This is a genomic window from Actinomadura vinacea (genome assembly GCF_039532545.1).
GTDB lineage: Bacteria > Actinomycetota > Actinomycetes > Streptosporangiales > Streptosporangiaceae > Spirillospora > Spirillospora vinacea.
Genome location: NZ_BAAARW010000011.1, coordinates 653985 through 666248, shown reverse-complemented (window position 1 = coordinate 666248; position 12264 = coordinate 653985). Strand labels below are relative to the sequence as shown.

8 protein-coding genes are annotated in these 12264 nt (G+C 76.3%); 6 read left to right on the top strand and 2 right to left on the bottom strand.

Features of this window, described 5'->3' with window-relative positions; genetic code table 11:
- Positions 1–5: 5 nt before the first annotated feature.
- From ABD340_RS14705 to ABD340_RS14690, 4 genes are read left to right on the top strand one after another with little or no spacing between them, the layout of a single operon-like run.
- Positions 6–2690 carry a SaeA-related protein gene (locus tag ABD340_RS14705; RefSeq protein WP_344589490.1) on the top strand — a complete coding sequence of 895 codons (2685 nt, stop codon included), beginning with the start codon at positions 6–8 and terminating at the stop codon, positions 2688–2690.
- A 7-nt stretch (positions 2691–2697) separates the two neighbouring features.
- Positions 2698–4017 carry a TRAFAC clade GTPase domain-containing protein gene (locus ABD340_RS14700; protein WP_344589489.1) on the top strand — a complete coding sequence of 440 codons (1320 nt, stop codon included), beginning with the start codon at positions 2698–2700 and terminating at the stop codon, positions 4015–4017.
- A gap of 6 nt (positions 4018–4023) precedes the next feature.
- Positions 4024–6402 (top strand): GAP1-N2 domain-containing protein, encoded by a 2379-nt coding sequence (locus ABD340_RS14695; protein WP_344589488.1) that lies wholly within the window; start codon positions 4024–4026, stop codon positions 6400–6402.
- Positions 6403–6405: 3 nt separating this feature from the next.
- Positions 6406–8199, top strand: coding sequence for a TRAFAC clade GTPase domain-containing protein (locus ABD340_RS14690; RefSeq protein ID WP_344589487.1), 1794 nt, complete (start codon positions 6406–6408; stop codon positions 8197–8199).
- Between the two features lie 10 nt (positions 8200–8209).
- Here ABD340_RS14690 and ABD340_RS14685 read toward each other — a convergent pair whose 3' ends face one another.
- Positions 8210–9013 carry an SAM-dependent methyltransferase gene (locus ABD340_RS14685; protein WP_344589486.1) on the bottom strand — a complete coding sequence of 268 codons (804 nt, stop codon included), beginning with the start codon at positions 9011–9013 and terminating at the stop codon, positions 8210–8212.
- On the bottom strand, positions 9010–10284 hold the full coding sequence (locus tag ABD340_RS14680) for a cytochrome P450 (protein ID WP_344589485.1): 1275 nt from the start codon (positions 10282–10284) through the stop codon (positions 9010–9012). Before ABD340_RS14680 ends, ABD340_RS14685 begins: the two co-directional genes overlap by 4 nt.
- A gap of 288 nt (positions 10285–10572) precedes the next feature.
- Between ABD340_RS14680 and ABD340_RS14675 the strand changes: the two genes are divergently transcribed.
- Positions 10573–11181, top strand: coding sequence for a malonic semialdehyde reductase (locus ABD340_RS14675; protein ID WP_344589484.1), 609 nt, complete (start codon positions 10573–10575; stop codon positions 11179–11181).
- 62 nt (positions 11182–11243) lie between these two features.
- Entirely contained in the window at positions 11244–12152 is a 909-nt protein-coding gene (locus tag ABD340_RS14670; protein ID WP_344589483.1) for an LLM class flavin-dependent oxidoreductase, read from the top strand.
- The last annotated feature ends 112 nt before the right edge of the window (positions 12153–12264 follow it).

Genomic DNA, 12264 nt, shown 5'->3' with positions numbered 1-12264 from the left:
AGCCGATGAGCATCGACGACGCGCGGTACCAGCGGGAGGTGCTGGAGCCTGCGCGGGCCGCCGGTGACCAGCCGCCGGAGGATCTGCGGGTTCGGTACGCGCTGCCCGATCCGCTGACCTCGGCCGCGGTGGCGGCGCGGGTGAAGGAGGTCCGGCAGTGCTGGCGGCGGGCCCGGGGGCAGCTGAAGTACCGGAAGCTGATCGACCGGCTGGAGGCCGAGCACCGGGAGCTGGCGCCGCTGTTCGCGGCGGCCGAGCGGGGTGATCTGGGGCCGCTGGCCGGACGGCTGGCGGGCGGCCGGGAGCGGACCCGGGAGCGGCGGGCGCAGGCGCGGGCGCGGCTGGCCGACGCGGCCGGGATGCTGCGCGCGGTGGCCCCGGCCGAGGTGGAGGGGATCGCGCGGACGTCGGGGGTGTCGCGGGCGGAGCTGGAGGAGCTGGCCGCCGCGGACCGGATCGAGGTGCGCGAGCCGGATCCGCTGCCGGCGGCCGCGCCGTACGCGGCGTACCGGAAGGTGCGCGAGTCGCTGGAGGTGCTGGGCCGGCGCCATCTGGCGGACTTCGTGTTCGGCGGGCGGTTGAAGGGCCCGATCCGGGTGCTGCACGGGTTCGCGGCGCCGGGTCCGGGCGGGCGGCCGCTGCGGCTGGACGCGGCGGCGGTGGCGGCGACCGCGGCCGAGTGGGCGCGGCGCGGCCGCGACACCAGCACCACGCACGCCGACACGGTGCTGGCGGCGCTGCGGTCGGGAGCCGACCTGGCCGAGCTGGTCCGGTACGACCTGGTCGACCGGCTGCGGGAGCGGGTGCGGCAGCGGGCGTCGGAGCGTGCGCTGCTGCGGTACGCGCTGGAGGAGCTGGGCGTCGAGCGCGACGACGCGCACCGGCTGGTGTTCGCGGTGCTGCGGGAGACGGGCCCGGGGGGCGGCACGGCGGGGCGGCTGCGGGTGCTGCTGGACGCGGGCGAGGTGTACGCGGCGGCGGAGCTGGCCGAGGCCGCGCGGATCCCGGCGGCGGAGCTGGCCGAGGCCGCGCGGATCCCGGCGCCGGGTCCGGGCGAGGACGCCGACGAGGCGCGCACGCTGGCGGCCGAGGCCCGGCACCGGGTCGACACCGCGGTGCGGTTGCGCGAGCACGCCCAGGCCGAGGCCGATCCCGACCGGGCGTGGCTGCTGCTGGCCGACGCGGTGCGGCTGGTGCCCGACCTGCCCGGCGCGCCGGAGCACCAGCGGCGGCTGCCGCCGCGTCCGGTGCCGTCGCTGCGCGCCGAGGCGGAGGACGGCTCGGGTGTGCCGGTGCGGCTGTCGTGGGAGCCGTCGCCGTCCACGGCGGGCGAGGTGACCTACCGGGTCGTCCGGCGGAAGGGCCGCCCGCCGGGCGGCGTCGCCGACGGCGATCCGGTCGAGGGGCGGCGGGACGACCGGCCGCCGGTGAACGTCCCGCTGTTCTACGCGGTGTTCGCCTGCCGGGGCGACGCGGCGGCGGCGCCCGCGCAGGCCGGTCCGGTGCTCGTCCGGCCGGAGCCGCGCGAGGTGGAGCTGGTGCCCGGCGACGGCGTGGTCACGGGACGGTGGCGGTGCCCGGCCGAGGCGGTGCGGGTGGAGGTGGTCCGCGACGGGCGCGCGATCCCCGCCGGGCGGGAGGGCTTCCAGGACCGCGTCCCGAACGGCACGACGCACCACTACCGGGTCTCGGCGGTCTACGCCGACGGCGACGGCGGCGAGGCCGCCACGCCCGGGGTGCGCGCGGCGGTGACGCCGAGCGCGCCGCCCGAGCCGGTGTTCGAGCTGTCCGCCGAGCCCGACCCGTCCGATCCGGGGCTGCTGCGGGTGCGGTTCGAGCGGCCGCGGCACGGCGTCCCGGAGCTGGTGCTGCTGGACCGGTCGCCGCCGTGGCCGCGCAGCGCGCTCGTCCGCCTGGAGGAGGTACGGGAGGCGAGCCGGCGGCTGGCGGGCGTCCCGTCCGCGGGCGGCCTGACGGTGCGGCCCGGCGCGGGCGGGTGGCTGCTGGCGGTGACGGTGGCCGAGGGCATGGCGGCGGTCGGGGCCTGCCACCGGCACGTCCACCTGCCGCCGCCGCGCCGGCTGGTCGCCGAGCGGCGCGGCGGGTACGTGCACGTGGGGTTCGACTGGCCGCCGGACGTGACCGAGGTGGAGCTGGCCTGGCGGGTCCGCGCGGGGCGGCCGGACAACGGCGCGGCGCACGCCGGTCCGCTGGAGCGGGAGGTCGTCACGCGGGCCGCGTACGACACCCAGGGCGGTATCCGGGTGCGGGCGCCGGAGGAACTGCCGGTGGAGCTGTCGGTGGCGGCGGCGGGCACGGTCGGCGGGGCGCTGGTCACCGGCCCGCCGGTGACGGCCGAGGTGGCCGCGCGCGTCCTGGTCGGCTACGACCTGGAGCGCGGCGGGCCGCCGTGGCGGCGGTCGCTGACGATCCGGCTCACGTGCGCGCGGCCGCTGCGGATCCGGCGGCTGGTGCTGGTACGGCGGGACGGGCGGGTGATGCCGCACCGGGCGTCCGACGGCGAGGTGGTCGCCGACTGGGAGCACGTGCCGGTGCCCGGCGAGCTGTCGGTGACGCTGCCGAAGCCGGGGGATTCCGCCTCCGGGGGGTGTTGGCTGCGGTGCTTCGCCGAGGATGATGTCATCGAACTGCGCGATCCGCCGGTTCGCCGTCTCCAGGTCGCGAGGTGAGGCCGCAGTGTCGCTGGCGTCTCGGGTGCCGCTCCCCGGTGTGCGCGCCCGGCAGGGGCTGACGTGCCCCTACTGTTTCGCGGTGGTGGCGCCGCAACGGATCCCGTACCGGTGCAGGGGGCGCGCCGGCCGGCGCAAGGGCTGCGACCCGGTCCTCGACCAGCCGCTGGCCGACTACCTGGGGTCGACGGCGGGCGCGTCGCTGCCGCCGGTGTTCGCGCCGCCGGGACGTAGAGGCGCCGCCGGAAGGGCGGACTGTCCCGACTGCGGCCAGCCGACCGGCAACCGGGTCTGCCCGGAGTGCCACAATCCGCTGCCGCCCGCCTACGTCGACTCTCCGGGACGGATCGTCGCGCTGGTCGGCGCGAAGAACGCGGGCAAGAGCACCTATATCGCGGTGCTGCTGCACGAGCTGATGAACCGGGTCGGCACCGAGCTGGACGCCTCGCTGGTGGCCTGCGACGACCGGACGATCGAGCGGTACAAGCGCGACTTCGCGCGGCCGCTGCTGGAGGAGCGGCGGCTGCTGGCGACGACCGCGAGCGCCGCGACCGGCCCGCGCGAGCCGCTGGTCTACCTGCTGACCCGCACCCGCCGCCCACGGTTCGCCCAGGGTCGGTTCGGGGGACGGCTGGCGCGGGCGCGCAACGACTCGCTCGCGCTGGTGCTGTTCGACACCGCGGGCGAGGACCTGCGCAGCCGCGAGGTGCGCGACCTGCACCTGCGCTACCTGGAGGCGGCGGACGCGATCATCTTCCTGGTCGATCCGCTGGAGCTGCCGGGCGCCCGGTCCGCGCTGGTGGAGGCGGGGCCGCGTCCCCGGTCGCCGGGGGAGGACCCCGACAGCGAGCCGATCAACATCATCGCCCGGGTCACCGAGGCGCTCCGGCAGCGGCACGGCGCCCGTCCGGGCGACCGGCTGCCGGTGCCGGTCGCGGTGGCGCTGACGAAGATCGACGTGCTGCGCGCGGCGCTGACCCGGCAGTCGGCGCTGCACCGCTCGCGCGGCGGCGCCGGCGTCCTGGACCTGGACGACAGGGAGGCGGTGGACGCGCAGGTCAGGTCGCTGCTGTACGAGTGGGAGGCGGGCCAGCTCGACACGTACCTGGGGCAGCAGTACGACGAGCACGCGCTGTTCGGGATCTCGGCGCTGGGCGGCGTGCCCGAGGACGGCCGGGTGGGGGCGGGCGGCGTGCGGCCCTACCGGGCGGAGGATCCGCTGCTGTGGCTGCTGTACCGGTTCGGGATGCTCGACGGGGTCCGTCCCGGCGACGGGGACAGGCCCGGCGATCCCGGCGGCGAGCCGTCCCCGCTGCAGGGGATGTGAGGGGGCGTGGCCTGGCAGCTCCACTACACCTCGGCGCGGCGGGGTCCGACGGGACGGGCCGGGTTCCAGTTCGTCGCCGAGACGCCGGGGCTCCCTGAGGGGGCCCGAGCGGGGGTGACGCCGTACCTGTCGTACCGTCCGCCGCCGGGGGCGCCGCTGTCCCCCGACGACGCCGAGCTGGACCGTTTCCCCGTGGCGATGCTGTACGACCGGGTGGCGGGACGTCCGCTGCTGTTGCGCTGCCGCTATCTGGGCCGCGATTACAGCGGCCGGTACGGCAACTTCTTCGCGCACGCGGTGGTGGCGGAGGAGGAAGAGCTGGAGGGGCTGCGCCCGGCCGAGCTGTGGCGCGCGCCCTTGTGGACGGACCGTCCGGTCGACGGCGACGCGGCGGGCGTCTCGTTGCCGGCTCTGGACGAACTCTCTCCGGGCGCGGACTCCGATCCCGAGTCGCTCGCCGAGTGGCTGGCGGCACACGGCGCGGCCGGCGGGGACGGGGACGGGGCCTACGCGCTCCTCGCCCGGTTGATGGACGCCGTGGTCGACGTGCTCGCGCAGGGCCACGGACGGGTCGTGCTGGTCGGCGGTGAGGTGGAGCCGATCGCGCGGTGGATCGCGGTGGTGTCGTACTCGCTGCCGGTCGCGGCGGCGGCGCGGATGTCGTTCGTGACCTACAGCGCCGACCCCGACGGCGCGGCGCAGCGGCTCGTCGGCACGACACCGGACGTGTGGGCGTCGGCGCAGCGCAACGCCGGCCACGCCTTCCATGTCGGCGGCGTCCCAGGGGCCCCGCCGGCGCGGCCGGCCGGCGCGGCGAGCCGCTTCGCGCGTACGGTCGCCGCCTGCTGGCGCGATTTCGACTTCGCCGGGCTGGACGCGCTCGGCGAGCTGGGCGAACTCGCCCCGCCCGGCGCGCGCGCCGCTCCCGAGGTGCTCGACCAGGCGGCCGCGCTGCTGTCGCTGTGCCGGGGCGACCGAACGGTGACGCCGGAGGAGGAGGCGGCGGTCGCCGGGCTGCTGGCGCGGCGCGACGGCGAGATCCCCGACTGGGTGTGGCGCGATCTGGCGCGGGGCACTGCCGAGCTGGGGCTCGACCTCGCCCTGACCGTCCACGGCCGGACCGGCTCCGCCGAGCCTGCCGGGGCGCCCGGGGACGCCGAGCACGCCAAGGACGCCGAGGACCCCGCTCCCGGGCCCGCGATCACGACGGCGCTGGCCGGGGCGCTGGCGGAGGCGCCCGATCTGTCCGAGGTCGCGCGGATCGTGGCGGCGGCGTCCAAGGCGGGGGTGGAGGTCGGCGCGGACGAGGCGCGCACGGCGGCGGAGAGGTGCGCGCGGAGCGGGGCCGCCGACCTGCCCGCCGCGCTCCCCCGCGTCCCCGCCGGGCTGCGCGGGCCGCTGCTGGACGGCGTCCTGGCCGGGCTGGCGGGGGGCGGACGGGAGGCGCGGCGCGCGGTGCTGACCGGCGCCGCCTGCGATCTGCTGTACGGGGACCTCGACCGGCTCCGGGACGTCCCGGAGATCGCCATGTCGGTGCTGGTGTCGGTCGGCGGGCGGCGCCCGGAGCTCAGGGTGGCCGTCACCGGCGAACTGCTGGGGCTGGCCGCGGCGTCGCCGGAGGCGGCCGGGAGCACCGACCGCGCGCTCGACCGGGTGTGGCGGACGCCGCCGTCGCCCGACGACTGCCTCGCGCTGCTGGAGGCCCACGCGGACGCGTTCACGGCGTACGAGGTCCTCGCCGGGCTCCCCGCCCGCGCGTTCGCCCGCCTCGCCCACGACGACGGCGGCGCGCCCGGTGACCGCGAGGGAGCCCGCGCAGAGATGCTGTCGGCGCCCGCGACGCTGCGGCTGGCGGCCCGCGTGCGGGCGACGCTCCCGGAGGGCACCGGGCCGGCCCGCGCCGCCGCCGCCATCCAGGCTTACACCGGCGCCGTCACGGCCGAGCGCCCCGAGCCCGCCGCGGACGCGCTGGTCAGCCTTACCGAATCGGGCGCCCCGGCTCGCCTGTCCGAAGACCTGTTCTCCGCCGCCGCGCGCCGGCTCACCAGGCGCGGCCCCGGGTTCCGGGCGGCGCTGCTGGCCGGCCTGGACGGCCCGGGGCGGTCCCGGCTGGGCGCGCTGTGGACCGCCGCCCTGCCCGGGCGCGCCCGCTCCGGCCGCGCCCCCGTGCGCGGCGCGGAGATCGCCGAGCGCAACGAGCTGATCGAGGTGGTGCTGCGGCTGCGGCGGCGCGGCGTCGCCGAGCCCGCGCTGGAGACCTGGGCGCGGTCGGCGGCCGGACGCTGGCTGGCGGCGCGGCAGCTGGACACGCACTTCGCCGGCGACCGCGAACTGCGCACCGCGCTCAAAGAACTCGTCGCCGAGGCGCGCGGGCGGGGGGACTGAACGGTGCACCCGGTTTTCCTGCTGCTGCTCGGCGCCGCCTGGATAGGCACCATGTGGCTCGGCTTCGCGGTGGTGTTCCCCGTGCTGTTCCCCGCCACGCTGGTCGTGGCGGGGGTCGCGACACTGGGTCTGTACTACCTGCACGCCTGCCGCACCCTTGGGCCGTCCACGGTGAAGGGGCCCTCGCCCGTAGCGGAGCCGGAGATCTCCTACCGGCACTACCTCCTGGCCCAGGTCTGGTGGGACTGGTGGGCCATCGCCCGCACCGTCGTCCCCCGCGTTTGGACGACCGCGTCCGGCACTGTCGTGACCCTGACCAAGACCATGATGGGCGGCCCGTGGGGGTTCTTCGCCCTGCCCATATGGCTGGCCCTATGCGCCGGCATCGCGGCCGCCGCGCTGCCCGCCGCCGCCATAGGCGTGGCGCTCACCGTCCTTTACGGGCTGGTCGCCGCCGTAGGACTGGCCGTATGGCTGGTGTGCGTACTCGTCCTGGCCGCAGTGGAACGCCTCTTCATGGCCTACGCGCGGATCCTGCAGACCTGCCCGCACCCCTTCTGCTACGAGAAGATCGCCCTGCCGGTGTACGAGTGCCCCGGATGCGGGGCTCGGCATCCCCGGCTCACCCCCGGCCCGGCAGGGGCGTTCCGGCATGTGTGCCGCTGCGGGGCCCGCCTTCCCACGACGGTGTTCCTGGGGCGTTTCCGGTTGGGCGCGTACTGCCCGCACTGCAACGGACGCCTGCCGGAACGGATCGGCCGTGTACGAGTCGAGCCCCTCCCCTTCGTGGGCGGGCCCGCCGCCGGGAAGACCACGTTCATGGTGCTCGGCATCCGGGCCCTGCACGCGCGCGCGCAGGCGCTCAACGGGCGGCTGGCCTTCGTCGAGCGACGGCACGCCCAGGCGTACGCAGGCGCCATCGAGGAATTCCAGCACGGGGGCCGTCCCGCCAAGACCGGGCCGGAGCTGCCACTGGCCACCATGGTCGACATCGACCTGCCTGGCCGCGCCCGCAGGATCCTCTACCTGTTCGACCCGGCCGGGGAGCACTACACCGGCGCCACCGAGGTCGAGTCGCTGCGCTACCTCGACCACGGCGAGGCCCTGCTGTTCGTCGTCGACCCGTTCGCGCTGCCGCAGGTCCGCCGCGCCCTGACCGCCGATGAGCGGGAGCACGTGGACCGCTCGGCGGCCTCCTCCGACGAGGATCCCGCCGACACGCTGCAGCGCGTCCTGAACGAGCTGCGCTCCCGCCCCGACCGGGGCCGGCAGAAGCGGGTCGCGGTGATCGTCACCAAGGCCGACCTGCTGGCCGCGACCGAGATCGGCCGCGTCCCGGGCCGTCCGGCGGGCGCCCCGGCCGGCGACGCCGCGCTCGCCGGGGACGAGGCGCTGCGCGCCTGGCTCGACCATGCCGGCCTGGGCAACACCGTCCGCGCCCTCGACCAGGTCGCGGGCGAGGTCCGCTACTTCGGCTCGGGCCTGGACACCGACCCGGGCGACGTGGCCGATCTGCTGGGCTGGGTTTCGGGACTGCCCGTCGGCGAGCGGGAGCCTGCCCCCGCCCCGGACGCCGCCCCTCCCGGCGCGGCACTGCCCGGCACGGCCCCGCTGCGCGCGCCCTGGCCGGTGCGGGGCCGCGACGCCACCCGGGTCCCCGCCGGGTACCAGGCGGGCCGCTGGTCCGTCCTGGCCGGGCTGTCGGTGCTCACCGCCGCCACCCTGACCGGCGCGATCGTGGCCGCCGCCGAACGCTTCCCGCCCCCCTACTGGGATCCGTTCCAGATCCCGTTCTGAGGTCGGGCCCTCAGCGGCGTGCGACGCCGGCGAACAGGAACGTCCCGGCCGGGTCCACCGCCCGCGCCGCCTCGTCCGGCCGCCACTCGGGCGCGTAGACCAGGCCCGGCTCCTCCAGCTCGAAGCCTTCGAACAGCGCCTCGATCTCCGGGCGGGAGCGCAGCGCGATCGACGCCGACGACGCGTCGTACACGCTCTTGGCCGTCCCGGCGGCCTCCGGGCGGTTGCCCTCGCTGGTCACATGGCTGATCACCAGCGCGCTGCCGGGCGCCATCGCCGCGCGCAACCGCCGCACGACGCCCGCCGGGTCCTGCGCGTCGGCCACGAAGTGCAGCACCGCCAGCAGCAGCACCGCCACCGGCCGGTCCAGGTCGATCAGGCCGCGCAGCTCAGGGTCGGCCAGGAGCGCCTCAGGCTCGCGCACATCGCCCCGGACGACGGTCACGCCCGGCGCGGAGCCCAGCAGCGCCCGCCCGTGCGCCACCACCACGGGGTCGATGTCGGAGTAGACGACCCGGGCGTCCGGGGCGGCCTCCTGCGCGACCTCGTGAACGTTCGCCTGCGTCGGCAGCCCCGCGCCGATGTCGATGAACTGGCGGATCCCCGACTCCGCCAGCCGCCGCACCGCGCGCCGCAGGAACGCCCGGTTCTCCCGGACCGTCACGGCGGTCTCCGGCGCCGCGGCCAATAACCGCTCGGCGGCGTCGCGGTCGGCGGCGTAGTGGTCCTTGCCGCCGAGCAGGTAGTCGTAGATGCGGGCCACGTTGGCCACGCCGACGTCGATGCCTCCGGGCCCGGCGTATTCGTCCGTCACCGTCGGACCACCACCGGAAGCTCGACCGGGCGGTGGATGACCGCCTCACCGACCCACGGGACGGCCGTGGCAGGGCCCGCCAGGCTCAGCCCCGGCAGCCGGGTCGCCAGCGCGCCGAACGCCTCCTGCAGCTCCATCCGGGCCAGGTTGGCGCCCAGGCAGTAGTGCGGGCCGTGGCCGAAGCTGAGATGGTGGCGGCGCGCGCCCTCCAGGGAACCGTCCGGGGCCCGCTCCCCGGCGAAGCGCGCCACGTCGAACCGCTCGGGCTCGGGGAAGACCTCCGGGTCCAGGTTGCCCGCCGGAAGCATCAGGAAGACCGCCTCGCCCGCCTCGACGGCGCCGCCGCTCAGCTCCACCCGCTCGGTCATCCGGCGCAGCACCCCGTAGCCGCCGGGCCCGTCGTAGCGCAGGATCTCCTCGACCGCCGCCGGGACGAGCTCCGGGTCGGCGGCCAGCGCCGCCCACCGCTCGGGGTGGCTCAGCAGCCGCAGCGCGCCCCTGGAGATCTGGCTGGCGGTGGTCTCGTGCCCGGCCAGGATGAGCCCCAGCACCAGGGCGACGAGCTCGTCCTCGCTCAGCCGGTCGTCCTCGTCGCGGGCCCGCACCAGCACGTCGATCAGGTCCTCGGGGGCGTCGCCGGGACGCCCCCGGTGCGCCGCGACCAGCTCCGCCGCGTACCCGGCGAACTCCATCGCGGCGGCCATCCGGTCCTCGCCCGAGGCGTCCGCGGTGGACAGGAACACCTCCGTCCAGTGCCGGAACCGCGGCTGGTCCTCCACCGGCACGCCCATCAGCTCGCAGATGACCAGGCTGGGCAGCGGGAACGCGAACGCCTCCACCAGGTCGACCGGGCCGGGCGCGGCGGCGACGCCGTCGATCAGCCCCGCGGTGATCTCGTGGACCCGGGGCCGCCAGCCCTCGATCTGCCGGGGCGTGAACGTGCCCGACAGGATCCGGCGCAGCCGGGTGTGCTCGGGCGGGTCCATGTTGAGGATGGAGGTGGGGTTGTCCTCCAGGCTCATCCCCTTGGTCAGCCTCGGGGCGCCCTCGTACCGCAGGTCGCGGCTGGCCGCCGAGTGCGCCAGCACGGTGCGGAGGTCCTCGTGCCGGACGACGGCCCTGATCCGGTCGCCGCTGGGCAGCGTGACCGGGGCCAGCGGCGCCGTCGCGAGCCGCGCGGCGAACCGCGGGGACGGCGGCCCCAGCTCGCCCGGGGGCAGCTCCGGCCACGCCCAGCCGAGCCGGTCCGCGGTCTCTGACTTCGGGGGCATGCGCGTTCCTTCCGCCTTCGATCCGGCAAGATCCTATGGCGATCACCATGCCCATGATCACGTCCCGGGCGGACGGCGCCCGCCCGGAATTGGCCACTTGAGGACGCGTTTCCGGCACGTCCCGCAGCGGACCGAACCCGGTGACGCTCCGCTAATCAGATTCTTGGAGTGACGTACAACACTCTTTGGCAAGGCACATAACGGACCGTAATCCGGTTGCAGCCTTATAGCCCGGAGCGGAGCACGTTCCGGACCGGCCCCGTGAGCGCGACAGAGAGGCGACCTCCCATGGCGACCGGCGAGACCCCGTACCCGGCCCTGGACGAGGCGGCCGGAGACCTCCTGTTCCGGGAGGCCCGCACCGCCAACACCTTCGCCGACCAGCCGGTGAACGAGGAGCAGGTCCGGGCGATCTACGAGCTGGTCAAGTGGGGGCCCACCGCGATGAACAGCCAGCCGCTGCGGCTGGTGCTGGTGCGCTCCGCGCAGGCCCGCGAGCGGCTCGTCCCGCTGATGTCGGAGGGCAACCGGGCCAAGACCGCCACCGCGCCGCTGACGCTGATCGTCACCGCGGACGCCGACTTCCACGAGCACATGCCGACCACGTTCCCGCACAAGCCGGACGCGCGCGAGTCGCTGGCCGGGCATCCGGGGCGGGAGCGGATCGCGCGCTTCAACGCCAGCATCCAGCTCGGCTACCTGATCATCGGCATCCGGGCGATCGGGCTGGCCGCCGGGCCGATGGCCGGATTCGACGCGGATGCCGTCAAGAAGGAGTTCCTCGGCGACACCAACCAGGAGCCGGTGGCCGTGGTCAACATCGGCCGGCCGGGGCCGGACGCGTGGGTCGGGCGCAACCCGCGCCTGGAGTTCGACCAGGTCGTCACCACGGTCTGACCGGCCCGCCACGCCCTCCCGAAAGGTTGCGTCACAGGACTGACCGGCCGTACGGTCGTGAGGTGATCGTCAGAATCGGCTACATGCCCGCTCCCGCCGCACCCGACCGGGACGATCTCACCGCCCTGGTCCTCGGGCTGGAACGCGAGGGGTTCGACTCGCTGTGGGTCTCCGAGCGGCCCACCGGGCCCGCCGGCGACCCCGTCGTCGCGCTCACCTACGCCGCGGCGCTGACCCGCCGGATCAAGCTCGGCCCCGCCGTGATGGCGCTGCCCGGCCGCCCGCCCGCGCTGGTCGCGCAGGAGCTGGCCTCCCTCGACCTGCTCTCGGGCGGCCGGCTGCTGCCCGCCTTCGGGCTCGGCGTCCGCGGCACCGCCGAGCAGCAGGCGTTCGGCGTCCGGCGCGATCAGCGCGCGGCGATGCTGGAGGAGGCGCTGCCGCTGCTGCGCCGGTTCTGGTCCGAGGACGAGGTCACCCACCACGGCGCCTTCTACGACTACGACGGCCTCCGGCTCACCCCCAAGCCCGCCCGGCACGGCTTCGACGTGTGGCTGGGCGGCGCCTCCGACGCCGAGCTGCGCCGCACCGGACGGCTCGCTGACGGCTGGCTGGCCTCCTTCACCACCCCCGCCGAGGCCGAGCGCGGCCGGCTGCTCGTCCAGCGGACCGCCGGCGAGCACGGCCGCGAGATCGAGGAGGAGCACTTCGGCGCGGTCGTCCCGTACCGCCGCGGGCCGGTCACCCCCGACCTGGCCCGGCGGCTTTCGGGCGCCGCCCGCCGCGTGCACGGCCCGGCCGAACCCGACGACGTCGCCCCCGACCTGGACCACCTGGAACGCCACCTCAAGCGGCTCATGTCGGCCGGGCTGTCGAAGTTCGTCGTCTTCCCGCTGGCCCCGGTGGACGACTGGGACGGCGAACTCGCCGACGTCCGCGACACCGTCCTGCACCTGCAGACCCGCAAGCCCTAGGTCTGAGCCGGAGTCCGTTCCCGCCATGTTCCCGTCCACCTTCGTTGACGCCCGCCGCGGCCCGGTCTTGGCTTGCGAGAAACCGACCGGTCGGGATGGCCGGGGATCTTGG